Source organism: Streptomyces sp. NPDC020845 (assembly GCF_044334165.1).
Classification (GTDB): Bacteria; Actinomycetota; Actinomycetes; order Streptomycetales; family Streptomycetaceae; genus Streptomyces.
On record NZ_JBIRSJ010000009.1, the window covers coordinates 158822 to 175454 of the forward strand.

Here is a 16633-nt window from a genome sequence, read left to right on the forward strand (position 1 = left end):
CCCGGTCTGGTGGCGGCGCCGGGACGGTTACGGCACCAGGACGACCTTGCCCGTCGTGGCGCGCGTCTCCAGGGCCCGGTGGGCGGCCGCCGCCTCGGCGAGGGGGAAGCGGTGCACCCCTGGGACGAGACGGCCGGCCGCGGCCTCGGCCATGGAGCGCTCCTCCAGCGTGCGGATCGGGTCCGGCCCGCCGGCCTTCGCCAGCATCGGCGGGCCGAGCACGACCTGTGAGGTGATGCCGCGGGCCGTCAACTCCTCCTCGCTGAACTCCAGCGGGCCGCCACCGCCGGTGAGCAGCCCGCCCGAGGACCAGCCGAAGACGAGGTGACGGCCGCCGGGGCCGAGCAGGTCCACGGCCGCGCGGCCGGGCTCCCCGCCGACGCCGTCGAACAACACGGTCGCGGCCCGGCCGCCGAGGGCCGCCCGGACCTGGTCCGGCCAGCCCGGGTCCGTGTAGTCGACGGCGATGTCGGCGCCCAGTTCGCGCACCCGCGCCACCTTCTCGGGGCCGCCCGCCAGCGCCACGACCGTGGCGCCCGCATGCCCCGCGTACTGCACCAGGAGCTGGCCGATCCCGCCCGCCGCCGAGGTGACGACGGCGACGTCGTCGGCGGTCAGCTCGGCGAACTGCAGGATCCCCATCGTGGTCCTGCCGGTGCCGATCATGGCGACGGCCTGAGCCTCGTCCAGGTTCGCGGGCACCTCGTGCAGCTTCCCGGCGGCGACCACGGCCAGTTCGGCGTAGCCGCCGGGCACCATCCCGAGGTGGGCGACCACGCGCTTGCCGAGCCACGCCGGGTCGGTGCCCTCGCCCAGCGCCTCGACCGTGCCCGCGACCTCGCGGCCGGGGATGGTCGGCAGTGCGGGCGCGGCGTGGATGGCGGTGGTCTGGCCCGCGCGCAGGGCGGTGTCGAGCAGATGGACCCCGGCCGCGGCGACCGCGATCCGGACCTCGCCCGGGCCCGGCACCGGATCGTCGGTCTTCTCGTAGCTCAGGTTCTCGGCGGGGCCGAAGGCGTGCAGGCGGATGGCGTACATGGGTGGTCTCCCTGGGCCGGTGGGGCTGTCGTACGGCCACCCTCCAACCTCAACCAAAGTTCAGGTCAAGGGGCGTTGAGCCATGCCCGGGCGTGACGGCGGTCACCGAGGCGCCGTCTCCGGCCCGCCCGCCGAGCGCGAGCGTGACCGCGGTGAGCGCGCTGTTGAACGACACCTCGCAGAGCACCCCCGGCGCCGCCACCTGGTCCCCCGCCAGATACACCCCGTCGCCCCGGTGGATCGCCGGCCGGTCCCGCCAGGTGGTGCCGGGCGCGTCCACCGCTCCCGTACGCCCGGTCGCCAGGGCCACCCGGCGGAAGACCGTACGCTCGCGCCAGCCCGGAAAGCCCAGGTCCAGCAGGTGTTCGGCGCGGGCGAGGCCGTCGGCCCTGGTCTCGTCCGGGCCGATGGGCACCTGGCCCTGGAGCAGCTGCTCGCCGGGCGGGGCCAGCGAGGGGTCCTGGGCCGTGAAGCGTTCGACCCAGCCGGGGGAGTCGAGGTCGGAGACGGCGAACGCGTCGCCGCGACGGGTGCGTACGGCCAGATCGACCAGGACCGTACGGCCGCTGTCCCAGGTGAGCGAGGCGTCGCCGAGCAGCGTGCGGGCGGTGGGCAGCGCGGTCGCGACGATCACCGGGCCCTGGTCGGTGGGCAGCGTGTCCACCCGGGAGCCGGTTTCGAGCCGTACGCCGAGCTTCCAGGCGTGGTCGGCCATCCGCTCGACGACCGCGCCCCAGCCGCCGCGCACATAGCGGGCCTCGGGCGGCACCTTGGCGGAGCGCCGGAACCGCTCCTGGACAAAGGCGGCCGACAGCTCCCCGGGGGCGTGGTGGAAGGTGGCGACGCCGACGTAGTTGGCGGCCGCGCGGGCCCCGGCCGCGCCGACGACGCCCGTCGCCCAGGTGGTGAAGTCGGCGTCGACCGGCGCCCGTTTGGCCCGCAGCAGCCTGATCATGGCGGCCGGCGGCACGCGGCGCAGCCGCCCGTCGCGGTGGAAGCGCAGCCGGGCGGCCTCCAGGGGCGAGAGGTGAGCAAGCGGGCCGGCCAGCCCGCGCTTCTTCAGCCATGACCAGTGCGGCCCGCCCGCGTAGAAGGCGTGCGGGCCTTCGTTGACGCGGTACGGGGCGGGGGCGGTGCGGGCGCGGCCGCCGAGTGAGTGATGGGCCTCGTGCAGGGTCACCACGGCTCCTGCCTCGGCGGCGGCGATGGCCGCGGTGAGGCCGGCCAGACCGCCGCCGACGACGGTGATACGGCGCATGGGCAGCACTCCTTCCCGTACTGCGACCCAGGTCGGATCGCGTTTCACGGGTACGACGGGGCGGCGCGGCGAGACGTGACATCGGGCCGTTGTCAGTGGCGTGGCTCACGATGGAGGGCGGGTCATGGCATGGCGAGCGGACGGGACGGAGCGGGTATGGCGGGGCGCGGCAGGAGCGGTGCGGCGGGCGCGGTGCGGGCGGCGCGGCGGCCGGAGGTGGTGCTGCCCGAGCTGCGGCCTTACGAGGGCGGGGAGCTGGAGCCGGAGGGGGACTACGACGGGTTGGACTTCGCCGACCTGGACTTCGCCGGGCAGCGGGCGGGCGGCGCGCGCTTCCTGGACTGCGGGTTCCGCCGCTGCGCATTCGACGAGGCCCGGCTGTCCCGGGCCAGGTTTCTCGACTGTGTGCTGGAGGGCGTGCGGGGCGTGGGCGCCGATGTCTCGGAGGCGCGGCTGCGGGATGTGGAGCTGGTGGACGCCCGGCTGGGCGGGGTCCAGCTGCACGGGGCGGTGCTGGAGCGGGTGCTGGTCCGCGGCGGGAAGATCGACTATCTGAATCTGCGGACGGCGCGGCTCACGGACGTCGTCTTCGAGGGGTGTGTGCTGGCGGAGGCGGACTTCGGCGGGGCGGTGCTGGAGCGGGTCGAGTTCGTGGACTGTGCGCTGCGCGGGGCGGACTTCACCCAGGCGCGGATGACGGACGTCGATCTGCGCGCGGTCACGGAGCTGGACATCGCGCGGGGTATGGAGCATCTGGCGGGCGCGGTGATCAGCCCGCCGCAGCTGCTCGACCTGGCTCCGGCGCTCGCGGCCCGGCTGGGCATCCGGGTGGAGGAGGCGGTCCGGGCCGGGGATCAGATGCGGGGGTAGCGGGCCTGTAGCTCCCACACCGCCGGGTTGTCGGCCAGCCCCTCGTGCATATCGGTGAGGTCCGCGATCAGATCGTGCAGAAAGTCGCGGGCCTCCCGGCGCAGCGCGGTGTGGTTGAAGGTGAGCGGCGCGTCCTCGGCCTCCACCCAGTCGGCCGTGATGTCCACCCAGCCGAAGCGCCGTTCGAAGAGCAGCCGGTCGGTCGACTCGGTGAAGTCCAGCTCGGCGTGGACGGAGCGCGCGGAGCGGCTGCCGAGCGGGTCGCGGTCGAGCCGTTCCACGATGTCGCACAGCGCCCAGGCGAAGTCGAGCACGGGCACCCATCCCCAGGCTGTGGACAGTTCGCGGTCCGCTTCCGTATCGGCGAGGTAGACATCGCCGCAGAACAGGTCGTGGCGCAGGGTGTGCACATCCGCGGTGCGGTAGTCCGTCTGCGGGGGGTCGGGGAAGCGGCGGGAGAGGGAGTAGCCGAGGTCGATCACACGGCCGATGGTGTCACGGCGGTCCCGCCCGCCGGCCCGCGCGGTCCCGCCGGGCGGGACGGCACGGGCCGATGCGGACCGGCGCGGACGGTGCGGCCCGACGCGGCCCGGCGTGGGCTGACGAGGGCCGATTCGGGTCGGCGCGAACGGTGCAGCCCGACGAGGGCCGACGCGGGCCGACGGGCCCCATGTCGGCCGGCCCGGAACGCCCTCAGTGACCGCGGGCGATCCACTCCTCCAGATGCGGGGCCTCGTCGCCGATGGTGGTCGGGTCGCCGTGGCCGGTGCGTACGACGGTCTCCGCCGGCAGCGACAGCAGCCGCTCCCGGATGGACTCGATGATCGTCGGGAAGGACGAGTACGAGCGGCCGGTCGCCCCGGGGCCGCCCTGGAAGAGCGTGTCCCCGGAGAAGACCGTGGTCAGCGTGGGGGCGTGGAGGCAGACCGCGCCCGGGGAGTGGCCGGGGGTGTGCAGCACCCGCAGCTCGGTGCCGCCGACGGTGAGCACATCGCCGTCGGCCAGCGCCCCGTCCGGCTTGCGGTCGGGGTGGCGCATATTCCACAGCACCTCGTCGTCCGGGTGCAGCAGGATCGGCGCGCCGGTGCGGTCGGCGACCTCCGGGGCCGCGTCGATGTGGTCGTCGTGGCCGTGGGTGCACAGGATGCCGAGCAGCCGCCGGCCGCCGATCGCCTCGATGATCGCGTCCGCGTCATGGGCGGCGTCGATGACGTACACCTCGTTGTCGTCGCCGATCAGCCAGACGTTGTTGTCCACCTCCCAGGTGCCGCCGTCCAGGGAGAAGGTGCCGGAGGTGACCAGCCGGTCGATGCGCACGGGCGGGGGAGTCATCAGAGCGTCACCACCGAGCGCAGCACCTCGCCGCGGTGCATCTTCGCGAACGCCTCCTCGACATCGTCAAGACCGATCGTCTCGCTGACGAACGCGTCGAGGTCGAGCCGCCCCTGCAGATACAGGTCGATCAGCATCGGGAAGTCGCGGGAGGGCAGGCAGTCCCCGTACCAGGAGGACTTGAGCGCACCGCCGCGCCCGAAGACGTCCAGGAGCGGCAGCTCCAGCTTCATCTCCGGGGTGGGCACGCCGACCAGCACCACGGTGCCGGCCAGGTCGCGGGCGTAGAAGGCCTGGCGGTAGGTCTCGGGCCGGCCGACCGCGTCGATCACGACATCGGCGCCATGGCCGCCGGTCAGCTCCTGGATGGCCTCGACGGTGTCGGCCGTCTTGCCGTTGACGGTGTGGGTGGCGCCCAGGGTGCGCGCCATCTCCAGCTTCCGGTCGTCCACGTCCACCGCGATGATCTTCGAGGCTCCGGCCAGCCGGGACCCGGCGATCGCCGCGCCGCCGACACCGCCGCAGCCGATGACGGCGACCGAGTCGCCGCGCCCCACCGCGCCGGTGTTGATCGCCGCGCCGAGACCGGCCATCACACCGCAGCCCAGCAGGCCCGCCGCCGCGGGCGATGCGGCCGGGTCGACCTTGGTGCACTGCCCGGCCGCCACCAGGGTCTTCTCGGCGAAGGCGCCGATGCCCAGGGCCGGGGACAGCTCGGTGCCGTCGGTGAGGGTCATTTTCTGGCGTGCGTTGTGGGTGTTGAAGCAGTACCAGGGGCGGCCGCGCAGACAGGCCCGGCACTGGCCGCATACGGCACGCCAATTGAGGATCACGAAGTCGCCGGGGGCCACCTCGGTGACGCCCTCCCCGACGGACTCCACGACACCGGCCGCCTCGTGGCCGAGCAGGAAGGGGAACTCGTCGTTGATGCCGCCCTCCCGGTAGTGCAGGTCGGTGTGGCACACACCGCACGCCCGCACCTGCACCACCGCCTCGCCGGGCCCGGGGTCCGGCACCACGATCGTCTCGATCCTGACCTGCTCGCCTTTGCCCGGGGCGATGACACCGCGTACGTGTTGAGTCATGGCAGCAGCGTATGTGCCGATCAGCGGTGGAGACAGCAGGGGACGGCGGTGGCGGTGGGGACGGGAACGGGCCGCACCGGGTTGCGGTGCGGCCCGTCGCCGGCACGGCGCTCCTCTGGCGCCGGGCCTACTTCAGGTGCGTGAGGTGCTTCAGGTGCTTCAGGTGCTCGGGATGCTTCGAGCTCACTTCACGTTGATCGCGGTCCAGGCGGCCGCGACGGCCTTGTACTCGGTGCTGCTCGCCCCGTACAGGTCGGTCGCCGCGCTGAGCGTGGCTGTGCGGGCCTGCGCGTACTTGGACGTGGAGGTCAGGTACGTGGTCAGGGCCTTGTACCAGATCTTGATGGCCTTGTCCCGGCCGATGCCGGTGACCGTGGAGCCGTCGTACGTCGGGCTGTTGTAGCTGACGCCGTTGATCACCTTGGCGCCGCTGCCCTCGGACAGCAGGTAGATGAAGTGGTTGGCGGGCCCGGAGGAGTAGTGGACGTCGATGTTGCCGAGCGTCGAGGACCAGTAGTCCCGGGACGCCCCGTCCTTGCTGGGCTTGTCCATGTAGCGCAGCGGGGTGCCGTCGCCGTTGATGTCGATCTTCTCGCCGATGAGGTAGTCACCGACGTCGGCGGAGTTGGACGCGTAGAACTCCACAGCGGTGGCCATGATGTCGGAGGTGGCCTCGTTGAGGCCGCCGGACTCGCCGCTGTAGTTGAGCTTGGCGGTGGCCGCGGTCACGCCGTGGCTCATCTCGTGACCGGCCACGTCGATCGAGGTGAGCGCGTTGTTGTTGCCCGAGCCGTCGCCGTAGGTCATGCAGAAGCAGGAGTCCTGCCAGAAGGCGTTGACGTAGCTGTTGCCGTAGTGGGTCCGGGAGTACGAGCCGACACCGTCGTTCTTGATGCCGTTGCGGCCCAGCACGTTCTTGTAGAAGTCCCAGGTCTCCGCGGCGCCGTAGTGCGCGTCCACGCCGGCGGTCTGGCGGCCGCCGCCCCACACGTCGTCGGCGTCGGTGAACAGGGTGCCGGTGCCCGACGTGCCCTGGTTCAGGTCGTACGTCTTGTGGTTGCCGCGCGTGCTGTCGGTGAGGCTGTAGGTGCTGCCGCTCTTGGTGGTGCCGAGCGTGACCGTGCCGCTGTACTTGCTGGTGCCGGTGCCGGTCTTGACGGCCTCGTCGGTGAACAGCTTCTTCCCGGTGGCGGCGTCGGTGATGACGTGCAGCTCGCTCGGGGTGCCGTCCTTCTGCATGCCCGTGACGACGGTCTCCCAGGCCAGCACCGGCTTCCCGGACGCTGCCCAGATGACCTTCCGCGGCGACTTGCCGGCCTTGTCGTCGGTGGTGGCCGCCTTGAGGGCGGTGCTCTTGGCGTCGGCGGACGACACCTCGGCGGAGATGCTCGGTACGGAGATCGTGGCCGAGGTCGCCTTGGTCACGGTGCGCGCGCCACTGGCCTTCTCGTGGACGACCAGGTCGCCGCCGAGGACCGGCAGCCCGGCGTACGTACGCTCGTAACGGGTGTGAACGGTGCCGTCCGCGTCCTTGATGACGTCCCGCACCAGAAGCTTCTCCTGGGCCCCGAGCCCGAGGAACTCGGCCTGGGCGGACGCGTCGGCCTGCGCGGCCTTGATCGCGGACGCGCGCTCCTGGGCGGAGAGCGGCAGCGCCGTCGCGCCGGCTTCACGGCTGCGCTCGGCCTGGGCGTTGGCCGGGCCGCTCTGTACGCCGATCACGACCATCGCGGCGGAGGCGACGAGGGCCGCGGCGCGGACAGACTTCTTACGGGTGGCGGAAGCGATGGATCTCACTCGGTCTCCTTGCCTTGGGGCCGCGGGGTCGCGGCCCTGTGTAGGGGGTGCGGGCGGCCGTGGGTGGGTCGCCCGGTGGTGCGAGGAGTGGTGCGAGGAGTGGTGCTTGCTTCGGCGGTTCTTGTTCCGGTGGTGCTTGTTCCGGTGGTTCTTGTTCTGGTCGTGCTTGCTTCGGTGGTGCCGGCACCTGGCGCGCGGTCATCTGACGTGCATCTGACATGCACAGTGACCGAGCAGAGATTGTCATTGAACGATCTGTTCGGACAGGTCTGAAACAAGAATTTGACTTGGCGTTGTCTCTTCAGGGGCGATTCAAGTCAGGTTTCCGCCACTCAACCGCGCCTGGAAGGTGAGGGCTTGTCATCTTTCGCGCGGCCGTCCTCGGCCGCCGAATCGGCCCCGCCCTGGCTCGCCGCCCAGCTCGCGAGCACCGCCAGCTTCTCCGCGGCGGCCGAGCCCGGCACCGCCGTGTACGCGACCAGGAGCTGGTCCGGATCGCCAGGCAGCGCAAGCGTTTCGTATCCCAGCTCCAGATCGCCCACGACCGGATGGCGCATGCGCTTGACCCCGTGGGTCTTCTCCTTGACCGGGTGATCGGCCCAGAGCCGGCGGAATGTCTCGTTCTTCATGGCCAGTTCACCGATCAGCGATGCCATCAGCGGGTCGTCCGGGTGCCGTCCCGCGTCCAGTCGCAGATAGGCCACCGTCTCCGCGGCCACCGTGGCCCAGTCGGGGTAGAACTCGCGGGCCGTCGGGTCCAGAAAGGTGTGCCGGGCGGCGTTGCGCTCCCCCTCGGCCATCGCGGAGAAGCCCGACACCGCGTCCGCGAGGGCGTTCCACGCCAGGACGTCCATCCGCCGCCCGAGAACGAACGCAGGCGTGCCCGTCATGGTGTCCATCAGGGTGCGCACCCCCGTACGCAGCGCCCGCCCGCCGCCCTCCCGCGCCGCCGCCCCACGGCTCCGGCCCCGGCTCTGCTTGGGTCTGGCCAGATCCCGCAGATGGCCGTGCTCGGCCTCGGTCAGCCGCAGCACCCGAGCGACCGCGTCGAGCACGGCGTCGGACACGTTCGCGCCGCGGCCCTGCTCCAGCCGGACGTAGTAGTCCACGCTGACCCCGGCCAGCTGGGCCACCTCCTCCCGGCGCAACCCCGGCACCCGGCGACGCCCATGGGAGATCAGCCCCACCTCTTCGGGGCGTATACGGGCGCGCCGTGAGCGCAGGAAGTCACCGAGACCGTCGTCGTGCATGGCTTGAGGGTAGGTGAGCCCTCCGCCGCCAACCTGGTACTGGCAGACCCAGGAAAAGCAGCACCCTGGGTAAGGCGGCGCGGCGACCGCAGCCTTGAGGACGTGCCGGGAGGCACGACACCACTGCACGACACCTCAGGAGCACCAGAAATGAACCACGCAGACGTCGCCGTGAACACCGCCTCGAACACCGCCACCCTCGCTGCGAACACCGGCGAGGCCGCCTCGAACACCGGCGACCTCGCTGGGCGCACGGCCGTCATCACCGGGGCCGCCAGCGGTATGGGCGCGGCGACCGCCCGGCTGCTCGCCGCGCGGGGCGCCCGGGTGGCGCTGTGGGCGCGGCGCGCCGACCGGCTGGAGGAGCTGGCCGGGAAGATCGCCGCCGAGGGCGGGCAGGCCCTCGCGGTCCCGGTCGACGTGACCGACGAGGCCGCGGTCGCCGCCGGTGCCGCCCGGGTCCACGACGCCTTCGGCCCGGTGGACCTGGTGGTCAACGGCGCCGGGGTGATGCTGCCGAACCCGATCGACGTTGGCCGGACCGACGAGTGGACCCGCATGGTGGACACCAACCTCACCGGAGCGCTGCGCGTCGTGGGCGCCTTCACCCAGGACCTGCTCGCCGCGGCGGCGGACGGCAGGCCGGCCGACCTCGTCAACATCTCCTCCATCGGGGCGCATGTGCCGTTCCCCACCTATGCGGTGTACTCGGCGACGAAGGCCGCGCTCACCCAGCTGTCGGCGTCGCTGCGCACCGAATTCGGCCCGCGGAATGTGCGCGTCACCAACATCGAGCCGGGGCTGACCGAGAGCGAACTCGGCAGCCACGTCGACAACGCGACGGCGACCAGCCAGCTGGACGACATGTTCACCGCCCTCGGGGGGCTCTCCTCCGAGGACATCGCCGACCTGATCGCGTACGTCACCAGCCGCCCGGCCCATGTGAACCTGCGCCAGGTGATCGTGCTGCCCACGCGCCAGGCATGACCTCGGCCGCCCTTGCCCCTGCGCCGGATGAAGCTCTGTGCCAGCGCGAGGCCGAGGTCGACCAGCGATGAACGGCGCAGGCGGACCCGGTAGAAGATGCCGACATTCTGGTGCTCGACTCCCACCCGTGCGACGGCCGCGGGGATCACCCTCGAGTCCACGCCCAGCAGGCGATCGACCACCGCGGCGCAGCCGGTCTCCTCGGCGACCCCCCGGACACCGCATCGAACGGATCCTCCCCGTGCTCGACCCTGCCGACCGAGTCCAGGGCCCCGCGGCCCCGCGGCCCGGTGGCACTGGCTTCGCTCTGCTCAGCGGGGCTGTACCGGCGCCGGTTTCGCCCGGCGAGGGTTACCCCGCGTCGGCCTTCGCCGCCGGGCGCTCTACCCGGCGCCGACCTCGCCCGCCGACGCGCCCTCGCCCGGCGAGGCGAGCAGTCGGCGTAGCGCGGCCGACACCTCGTGGGCCAGCTCGGCGTTTACGGGTGCGTGTCGGCTCATCAGCCGGTACCACATCACCCCGAAGGCGAGGTCGACCGCGAGGTCGAGCGAGGCCGCGTGTTCGCTCAGCTTCCCCTGCCGTACCGCCCGCTCCAGCACTTCGCGCAGCGCCCGGCGGCGCTCCGCGAGCAGGCCGGCCTGTAGCCGGTCGGCGAGTTCGGGGTCGCGCTGGGCCTCGGCCATCAGTCCGGCGACGGCCTGGCCGGTCAGCCGCGCGGTCATGGTGTACGCGCCGACGAGAAACGTCTCCAGATCGCGCAGCGGATCGCCGGTGTCGGGCAGGAGCGTCGGGGCCTCGCGCTCCGTCAGATCGCGCAACGCCTCCAGGAGTACGGCCTCCTTCGTCGGCCACCAGCGGTAGACCGTCTGCCGCCCGACCCCGGCGGCCTCGGCGATGCCCTTGATGGTCAGCGGCTGGAAGCCGTCGCGCTGGCACAGCTCCAGCGCCGCGGCCAGGACGGCCCGCCGCGCCTGCTCACTGCGCGGTCTGCCACGCGCCGGGGTGCCTGTCATGGAACGCACTTTACAAGACACCGTGCCTCGAATTAAATTTAACGAGTCACCATGCCTCGTAAATGGCCTTGAGGAGCAGTAGGCAATGACAGAACGAATCGTGATCATCGGCGGCACATCGGGCATCGGGCTGGCCGCGGCCGAGCGGCAGTTGGCCGCGGGCCGCGAGGTCGTGATCACCGGGCGGGACGCGGACCGCCTGGCTGCCGCCCTGGAGAAGTTGGGCGGGGCCGCCACCGGCCAGTCCGTCGACGCGTGCGACGAGACGGCGATGCGCGCCTTTTTCGCCGGCCTCGGCAAGGTCGACCATGTCGTGATCACCGCCACCGGCGCCTCGGCGGGCGGCCCCTTCAAGGACCTGACGGTCGACGCACTGCGCACCGCGGTCGAGGGCAAGCTCGTCGCCCAGACGGTCGCCGCGCAGGCGGCGCTCGATGTGCTCGCCCCCGAAGGCTCGCTGACCTTCATCACCGCGGGGTCGTCTGGCGCATCGCTGCCCGGTACGGCGGGGCTGGCGGCGGTCAACGCCGCCGTCGAGGCGATGGTTCCGGTGCTGGCCGTGGAGCTCGCGCCGGTCCGGGTCAACGCCGTGTCCCCGGGTGTTATCGCCACCCCGTGGTGGGACTGGATGCCCGCCGAGGCGCGGCAGCAGGCCTTCGACAGCTACGCCAAGGTCACCCCGGCCGGGCGCGTGGGCGCGGCGGAGGACATCGCCGACGCCATCGGCTATCTGATCGGCAACAGCTACACCACGGGCACGGTGCTGTCGGTCGACGGCGGTCTGCGGCTCAACGCGGCAGCGCTGTGACGGTCCGTCCCGCAGTCGCGGGCCGGACCGTACTGATCACCGGCTCGACGGACGGGCTCGGGCGCGAGTTGGCCGTACGGCTTGCCGCCGAGGGCGCGCGGGTGCTGGTCCACGGGCGGGACGCGGGGCGGGCGGAGGAGGTCCAGGAGCGCATCCGCGAGGCGACGGCCGGGGCTGACTCCGGGCCCGGCCCGGGCTCTGGCCCTGGGTCCGGCTCTGGAGTCGGCTCCGTCTCCCGCTCGGGTTCTGTCTCCGACTCGAACTCCGGCTCGGGCTCGGGCTTCAGCTCTGGGTTCGGCTCTGGGCCTGGTTCCGGCTCCGGCTTGGGTTCCGTCTCCGGCTTGGGTTCCGGCTCCGGGTCCGGCTCGGGCTTTGGGCCCGGGTCGAGGTCCGGGGCCGGGTCCGGGGCCGGATTTGGGGTTGGTGCAGGGTCCGCGTCCGGTTCCGGGTTCGCGTCCGTGCCTGGGGCCGAGTCCGAGCCCAGGTTTGGCCCCAGGCCCGGCTTTGGCGCCGGGGCGGGCGCGGGTGGCGGTGGTGCCGAGGTGCTGCTCGCCGACCTTGCCGACTTGCGGGCGGTGGACCGGCTCGCGGACGAGGTCCTGGCCCGCTACGACCGGCTGGACGTCCTGATCAACAACGCCGGCCTCGGCGGCGGCCCGGCCGGCTCCGCCCGCCAGGAGAGCGTCGACGGCTACGAGCTCCGGTTTGCCGTCAACTACCTTGCGGGCTACCACCTCACTCGCCGCCTGCTGCCCCTGCTCACCCGCTCCGCCCCGGCCCGCGTCATCAATGTCGCCTCGGTGGGCCAGCAGGCGCTCGACTTCACCGACGTCATGCTGGAGCGCGGCTACGACCGTTCGCGCGCGTACGCCCAGAGCAAGCTCGCCCAGATCATGTTCACCTTCGACCTGGCGGACGAACTCGACCCCGCCACCGTCTTCGTCGGCGCCCTGCACCCCGCGACGTACATGGCCACGACGATGGTCCGCGAGGCTGGTGTCTCGCCGTGGAGCACGGTCGAGGAGGGCGTGGAAGCGGTCCTTCACCTCCTCGGCGCACCCTCGCGCGGCGTGCCGTCCGGCCGGTACTTCAACGGCACGGAGGAATCCCGCGCGGATGCCCAGGCGTACGACGCGCAGGCGCGGCGGAGGCTGCGCGAGTTGGCCGAGGGCCTTGTCGCGCGGGCCCTGGCGCCGGGGCGTACGTGAGCGAGTATCCCGAGCACCGAGCATCCCGACGGCCTCGCCCTGGTCTTCCCTGCTCTGATCTTCCCTGTCCCCTCCTTTGGTCCGCTGTCGTGTAGGAGCTCAAAGGCGATACCCGAAGCCCCTGACCTGCGGGAACGCTCAACATCCCTCGTATAGGTGACATCTGGCCCATTGATCCATCGGCCGCCCGCCCAGGCTGGGAGTGTCGCTCCGTACGAAGAGGTCCACCGTGGCACTGACGGCTCCCGAGCCCGCTCCGCCGCACACGGACACCGACGGGAACACCGTCTCATCGGTCGAAGATGCCTTCGTGGCGTTGAGCGCGGCAGCCCCCGAGGGGTGGTGCGCGGAACTGGTCGAGGGGCGCATCCATGTGGCTCCGCTTGCCAGTGGCGGGCACGTAGAGATCGTGTCCGAAGCTCAAAGGCGACGGCGTCCTTACGAGCTGACCCCCGAAACGACCAAGGGCCGCCCCTCTGACAGGGCGGCCCTCAGTGTTTGTGCTTTACGTCCGTCAGACGTTGACGCCGAAGTCCTTGGCGATACCCGACAGGCCCGCGGCGTAGCCCTGGCCGACGGCGCGGAACTTCCACTCCGCGCCGTTGCGGTAGAGCTCGCCGAAGACCATGGCGGTCTCGGTGGCCGCGTCCTCGCTGAGGTCGTAGCGGGCGATCTCGGCGCCGCCGGCCTGGTTGAGGATGCGGATGAAGGCGTTCCGCACCTGGCCGAAGTTCTGGCTGCGGGACTCCGCGTCGTAGATGGAGACCGGGAAGACGATCTTCTCGACGTCGGCGGGCAGGGCCGCGAGGTTGACGTTGATCTGCTCGTCGTCGCCCTCGCCCTGGCCGGTGAGGTTGTCACCGGTGTGGACGATGGACTGGTCCGGGGTGGACTTGTTGTTGAAGAAGACGAAGTGCTGGTCCGAGTAGACCTTGCCGCTCGGGTTCACGGCGATGGCGCTCGCGTCGAGGTCGAAGTCGGTACCGGTGGTGGTGCGGACGTCCCAGCCGAGGCCGACCGTGACGGCGGTCAGGCCCGGTGCCTCCTTGGTGAGCGAGACGTTGCCGCCCTTGGACAGGCTTACAGCCATGGGGAGTCCCTTTCGTGGTCGAGTCCTCAGGGCTTCGTACTCCGGACGAAGCTACCGTCACCCTCCACAACGCCGTCGGCCGCCCACCGGTTCCAGGTTCCTTTACCTTCTTTGCCAATCCTTAGCGCCTAGCGATTCGCCCTCGTCCTGGTGCGCGCAAAAGCAGGTGACGGTCCCGCGGTGGCGCGGGATCATGGGGGCATGTCCGGGCCCTATGTCATCCGTGGCTCGGTCTCCCTGCCGGAGGCCGAGCTCATGTGGCGTTTCTCGAGGTCGTCCGGGCCGGGTGGGCAGCACGTCAACACCAGCGACAGCCAGGTCGAGCTGCGCTTCGACCTGGCCGCGACCGAGGCGCTGCCGGCGGTGTGGAAGCAGCGCGCGCTGGAGCGGCTGGCGGGGCGGCTGGTCGGTGGGGTGGTTACCGTACGGGCCTCCGAGCACCGCTCGCAGTGGCGCAACCGCGAGACGGCGGCGGTCCGGCTCGCGTCGCTGCTGGCCGAGGCGACCGCACCGCCGCCCAAGCCGCGCCGTCCGACCCGTATCCCACGCGGTATCAACGAGCGGCGGCTGCGGGAGAAGAAGCAGCGCGGCGACACCAAGCGTGGGCGGTCCGGGCGGGACTGGCACTAGCGACATCCCTGTGGCTTCCAGGTGCCCCTTGGGGGCGTGGCGGTCGGCTCCCTAGGGGATTCGCGAGGGGGCGCTCAGGGTGATCACTGATGGGGGCGCACGGGGAACCCGAAAGGGTGGCTGACAGTTCATTTCCAGCTGTCCCCGGGAGCAGAGCGATGCGTCGTCGTCCCTCCGTCTTCTGCCGTTCGGCCGTCATCGGCATGGCCCTGGCCGCGGTCACGGCGGGCCTCGCCCTGCCCGTTTCGACGGCCGCCGCGGCTTCTCCGCGGCCGCCGCAGGCCGCTGCTGCCGCCCGGCTCTCGCCGTTCGATCCCGCTGCGATGCGGGAGCTGCTGGCGGGCCTGCCCGATCCGGTGGTCTCCGGTGCGCTGGTCAGGGTGGCGCAGGGCGGTTCGGGGCGGCCGTGGGCCGGTTACGCGGGAGAGGTGCCCCAAGGTGCCCATTTCCGAATCGGCAGTGTCACGAAGGCTTTCACCAGCACGGTGGTGCTCCAACTGGTCGCCGAGCGCCGGATCGTCCTCGACGCCCCCGTACGGCGGTATCTGCCCGAGCTGATACCGGACGCGTACCAAGAGGTCACCGTGCGCCAGCTTCTGGACCACACCAGCGGTCTGCCCGCCCCCGCGGGCATACCCGGGCCCGCTGACGGGCCCGGCTGGTGGCTGAAGAGCGTCTCGCCGCGGGAAGTGGTCCGCGCGGCCTTTGCGAACGCCGAGGGCGGCGGGACGGCGCCGCGGCCCGGTTCCGTCCAGCAGTACAACGGCGTCAACACCTTTGTCGTGGGCCTGCTGGTCGAGAAGGTGACCGGGCACACCTTCGCGCAGGAGCTCGGCCGGCGCGTCATCCGGCCCCTTGGGCTGCGGGACACCAGCCTTCCCGCTGCCTCGGACACCTCCATCGCCATACCTCACGCCCGGCCGCGTCTCGGCGGGGACGAGGTGACCGAGCAGTCCCCGTGGGCCTGGGCCGAAGGGGGAATGATCTCCACTGCCGCGGACTTGGACAGGTTTCTGACCGCCCTGTTCCGCGGCAGGCTGCTGCCACCGGCCGAGCAGCGGCTGGCCTTCACCGTCCCCAGAGCGTCCAGCGCGCCGGACAACGAGAACTGCATCAACGGAACCGCCTGCTTCAGCATCGGCGGACTGATGCGGGTCACGCTCGACAACGGTGTGACCGTATGGGGCAAGACCGGATCGCAGCCCGGCTGGACGACGGGCATGTTCGCCACGCGTGATCTGACGCGCCGCGTCGTCTACTCGCTCAACCCCACGGGTGCCGCCTCGGAACGCCCCTACGTCATGGCCGTTCTCAACGCCGCCTTCGGCGATGCCGCAGGGGACAGGGGTTAAGGGAGGACGGAGCGGACCGCGTCCGGGGTGCGGGCCACCACCGTGGTGCCGTCGTCCGCCGTGATGATCGGCCGCTGGATCAGGATCGGATGGGCGGCCAGCGCCTCGATCCACCGGGCGCGGGTGGACTCCTCGCGCGGCCAGTCGGCCAGGCCCAGTTCGGCCGCGACGGATTCGCCGGTGCGGGTGATGTCCCAGGGTTCCAGGCCGAGGCGGCGCAGCACGTCCTCGATCTCCTGGGCGGTCGGCGGCGCTTCCAGATAGCGGCGCACCGTGTACTCGGCGCCCTCGGCATCCAGCAGGGTCAGCGCGGAGCGGCATTTGGAGCAGGCCGGGTTGATCCAGATTTCCATGGCTCGGACGCTATCCGAGCAGGAGGGGTTGTCCCCAGTGGGGGCGTCACCCCAGCGTGCGGTAGCGGCTCCGGAAGTACATCAGCGGGCCGCCGTCCGCGCTCGGGGTGCCCGCCGACAGCACTCGGCCCACCACCAGCGTGTGGTCGCCCGCCGTCACTCGCTGTTCGGTGCGGCTCTCGACGACCGCGAGCGCTCCGCCGACGAGGGGTGCGCCCGTGGCGTCGCCGCGTCTGTAGGGGATGTCCTCGAACAGCAGCCTGTCGCTGATGCGGCCTTTCATGGCGAATCGCCCCGCTATATGGCGCTGGCTTTCCGACAGGACCGATACCGCCCAGAGGGGCTGTCGGGCCAGTAGGTCGTCCATCCGCGAGCCGTTGCGAACGCTCACCATCACGAGCGGCGGGTCAAGTGACACCGACATAAACGAGGTGGCCGTCATGCCGACGTCCTCGCCGCGCGGCCCTTCGTCCGGGTCGTGGGCGGTCACCAATACCACGCCCGCGGAGAGTCGGGACAGGGCAGCACGGAACTCGTCCTCACTCACCCCACCAGCATGGGG

General features: G+C 71.7%; 18 protein-coding genes and 2 pseudogenes. 8 read left to right on the forward strand and 12 right to left on the reverse strand.

Annotated elements, in window-relative coordinates; translation table 11 throughout:
• Positions 1-27: 27 nt before the first annotated feature.
• Positions 28-1038 carry a zinc-binding dehydrogenase gene (locus tag ACH4U7_RS24305; RefSeq protein ID WP_398529950.1) on the reverse strand — a complete coding sequence of 337 codons (1011 nt, stop codon included), beginning with the start codon at positions 1036-1038 and terminating at the stop codon, positions 28-30.
• A 49-nt stretch (positions 1039-1087) separates the two neighbouring features.
• Positions 1088-2296, reverse strand: coding sequence for an NAD(P)-binding protein (locus tag ACH4U7_RS24310; RefSeq protein WP_398529951.1), 1209 nt, complete (start codon positions 2294-2296; stop codon positions 1088-1090).
• Between the two features lie 129 nt (positions 2297-2425).
• Here ACH4U7_RS24310 and ACH4U7_RS24315 point away from each other — a divergent pair, with 129 nt between their 5' ends.
• On the forward strand, positions 2426-3166 hold the full coding sequence (locus ACH4U7_RS24315; protein WP_398529952.1) for a pentapeptide repeat-containing protein: 741 nt from the start codon (positions 2426-2428) through the stop codon (positions 3164-3166).
• Here ACH4U7_RS24315 and ACH4U7_RS24320 read toward each other — a convergent pair.
• The 4 genes from ACH4U7_RS24320 to ACH4U7_RS24335 form a co-directional block, all read right to left on the reverse strand.
• Positions 3151-3648, reverse strand: a complete 498-nt coding sequence (locus ACH4U7_RS24320; RefSeq protein WP_398529953.1) for a hypothetical protein — start codon at positions 3646-3648, stop codon at positions 3151-3153. The two genes, ACH4U7_RS24315 and ACH4U7_RS24320, sit on opposite strands and share 16 nt — an antisense overlap.
• A 211-nt stretch (positions 3649-3859) precedes the next feature.
• Positions 3860-4498 (reverse strand): MBL fold metallo-hydrolase, encoded by a 639-nt coding sequence (locus ACH4U7_RS24325; RefSeq protein WP_398529954.1) that lies wholly within the window; start codon positions 4496-4498, stop codon positions 3860-3862.
• Entirely contained in the window at positions 4498-5583 is a 1086-nt protein-coding gene (locus ACH4U7_RS24330; protein WP_089508405.1) for an S-(hydroxymethyl)mycothiol dehydrogenase, read from the reverse strand. Before ACH4U7_RS24330 ends, ACH4U7_RS24325 begins: the two co-directional genes overlap by 1 nt.
• A 183-nt stretch (positions 5584-5766) precedes the next feature.
• Complete coding sequence (locus tag ACH4U7_RS24335) at positions 5767-7380, reverse strand: M4 family metallopeptidase (protein ID WP_398529955.1); 1614 nt, start codon at positions 7378-7380, stop codon at positions 5767-5769.
• 99 nt (positions 7381-7479) lie between these two features.
• On the opposite strand from ACH4U7_RS24335, the gene ACH4U7_RS24340 reads away from it, so the two are divergent.
• Entirely contained in the window at positions 7480-7653 is a 174-nt protein-coding gene (locus tag ACH4U7_RS24340; RefSeq protein WP_398529956.1) for a hypothetical protein, read from the forward strand.
• A gap of 59 nt (positions 7654-7712) precedes the next feature.
• Here ACH4U7_RS24340 and ACH4U7_RS24345 read toward each other — a convergent pair whose 3' ends face one another.
• Positions 7713-8630 (reverse strand): helix-turn-helix transcriptional regulator, encoded by a 918-nt coding sequence (locus tag ACH4U7_RS24345; RefSeq protein WP_398529957.1) that lies wholly within the window; start codon positions 8628-8630, stop codon positions 7713-7715.
• Positions 8631-8780: 150 nt separating this feature from the next.
• Between ACH4U7_RS24345 and ACH4U7_RS24350 the strand changes: the two genes are divergently transcribed.
• The gene (locus tag ACH4U7_RS24350; protein ID WP_398529958.1) at positions 8781-9617 is read left to right on the forward strand and encodes an SDR family oxidoreductase; all 837 of its coding nucleotides are present in this window, start codon (positions 8781-8783) and stop codon (positions 9615-9617) included.
• Between the two features lie 32 nt (positions 9618-9649).
• Here ACH4U7_RS24350 and ACH4U7_RS24355 read toward each other — a convergent pair.
• Positions 9650-9873, reverse strand: a pseudogene (locus ACH4U7_RS24355) (NUDIX hydrolase); the annotation flags it as partial.
• A 127-nt stretch (positions 9874-10000) separates the two neighbouring features.
• Positions 10001-10630 (reverse strand): TetR/AcrR family transcriptional regulator, encoded by a 630-nt coding sequence (locus tag ACH4U7_RS24360; protein WP_398529959.1) that lies wholly within the window; start codon positions 10628-10630, stop codon positions 10001-10003.
• 85 nt (positions 10631-10715) lie between these two features.
• On the opposite strand from ACH4U7_RS24360, the gene ACH4U7_RS24365 reads away from it, so the two are divergent.
• From ACH4U7_RS24365 to ACH4U7_RS24375, 3 genes and pseudogenes are all read left to right on the forward strand, one after another.
• On the forward strand, positions 10716-11438 hold the full coding sequence (locus tag ACH4U7_RS24365) for an SDR family oxidoreductase (protein WP_398529960.1): 723 nt from the start codon (positions 10716-10718) through the stop codon (positions 11436-11438).
• A pseudogene (locus ACH4U7_RS24370) lies at positions 11435-11590 on the forward strand (SDR family NAD(P)-dependent oxidoreductase); the annotation flags it as partial. The gene ACH4U7_RS24365 and the pseudogene ACH4U7_RS24370, both read left to right, overlap by 4 nt.
• Positions 11591-11980: 390 nt before the next feature.
• The gene (locus ACH4U7_RS24375; RefSeq protein WP_398530230.1) at positions 11981-12646 is read left to right on the forward strand and encodes an SDR family NAD(P)-dependent oxidoreductase; all 666 of its coding nucleotides are present in this window, start codon (positions 11981-11983) and stop codon (positions 12644-12646) included.
• 514 nt (positions 12647-13160) lie between these two features.
• Here the strand turns inward: ACH4U7_RS24375 and ACH4U7_RS24380 are convergent.
• Positions 13161-13736, reverse strand: a complete 576-nt coding sequence (locus tag ACH4U7_RS24380; RefSeq protein ID WP_398529961.1) for a TerD family protein — start codon at positions 13734-13736, stop codon at positions 13161-13163.
• Between the two features lie 201 nt (positions 13737-13937).
• Here ACH4U7_RS24380 and arfB point away from each other — a divergent pair, with 201 nt between their 5' ends.
• On the forward strand, positions 13938-14366 hold the full coding sequence (gene arfB, locus ACH4U7_RS24385) for an alternative ribosome rescue aminoacyl-tRNA hydrolase ArfB (protein WP_089508398.1): 429 nt from the start codon (positions 13938-13940) through the stop codon (positions 14364-14366).
• 158 nt (positions 14367-14524) lie between these two features.
• The gene (locus ACH4U7_RS24390) at positions 14525-15718 is read left to right on the forward strand and encodes a serine hydrolase domain-containing protein (protein ID WP_398529962.1); all 1194 of its coding nucleotides are present in this window, start codon (positions 14525-14527) and stop codon (positions 15716-15718) included.
• Here ACH4U7_RS24390 and ACH4U7_RS24395 read toward each other — a convergent pair.
• Together ACH4U7_RS24395 and ACH4U7_RS24400 are read right to left on the reverse strand one after the other, a co-directional pair.
• Positions 15715-16071, reverse strand: a complete 357-nt coding sequence (locus ACH4U7_RS24395; RefSeq protein WP_398529963.1) for an arsenate reductase family protein — start codon at positions 16069-16071, stop codon at positions 15715-15717. The genes ACH4U7_RS24390 and ACH4U7_RS24395 overlap by 4 nt on opposite strands.
• A 46-nt stretch (positions 16072-16117) precedes the next feature.
• Positions 16118-16618, reverse strand: a complete 501-nt coding sequence (locus ACH4U7_RS24400; RefSeq protein ID WP_089508395.1) for a flavin reductase family protein — start codon at positions 16616-16618, stop codon at positions 16118-16120.
• Positions 16619-16633 lie beyond the last annotated feature (15 nt).

Coding starts and splice junctions, on each gene's coding strand:
- ACH4U7_RS24365 (WP_398529960.1), top strand. CDS start 10,716: ATGACAGAACGAATCGTGATCATCGGCGGCACATCGGGCATCGGGCTG.
- ACH4U7_RS24350 (WP_398529958.1), top strand. CDS start 8,781: ATGAACCACGCAGACGTCGCCGTGAACACCGCCTCGAACACCGCCACC.
- ACH4U7_RS24395 (WP_398529963.1), bottom strand. CDS start 16,071: ATGGAAATCTGGATCAACCCGGCCTGCTCCAAATGCCGCTCCGCGCTG.
- ACH4U7_RS24315 (WP_398529952.1), top strand. CDS start 2,426: ATGGCGAGCGGACGGGACGGAGCGGGTATGGCGGGGCGCGGCAGGAGC.
- ACH4U7_RS24330 (WP_089508405.1), bottom strand. CDS start 5,583: ATGACTCAACACGTACGCGGTGTCATCGCCCCGGGCAAAGGCGAGCAG.
- ACH4U7_RS24380 (WP_398529961.1), bottom strand. CDS start 13,736: ATGGCTGTAAGCCTGTCCAAGGGCGGCAACGTCTCGCTCACCAAGGAG.
- ACH4U7_RS24345 (WP_398529957.1), bottom strand. CDS start 8,630: ATGCACGACGACGGTCTCGGTGACTTCCTGCGCTCACGGCGCGCCCGT.
- ACH4U7_RS24310 (WP_398529951.1), bottom strand. CDS start 2,296: ATGCGCCGTATCACCGTCGTCGGCGGCGGTCTGGCCGGCCTCACCGCG.
- ACH4U7_RS24325 (WP_398529954.1), bottom strand. CDS start 4,498: ATGACTCCCCCGCCCGTGCGCATCGACCGGCTGGTCACCTCCGGCACC.
- ACH4U7_RS24305 (WP_398529950.1), bottom strand. CDS start 1,038: ATGTACGCCATCCGCCTGCACGCCTTCGGCCCCGCCGAGAACCTGAGC.
- arfB (WP_089508398.1), top strand. CDS start 13,938: ATGTCCGGGCCCTATGTCATCCGTGGCTCGGTCTCCCTGCCGGAGGCC.
- ACH4U7_RS24360 (WP_398529959.1), bottom strand. CDS start 10,630: ATGACAGGCACCCCGGCGCGTGGCAGACCGCGCAGTGAGCAGGCGCGG.
- ACH4U7_RS24390 (WP_398529962.1), top strand. CDS start 14,525: ATGCGTCGTCGTCCCTCCGTCTTCTGCCGTTCGGCCGTCATCGGCATG.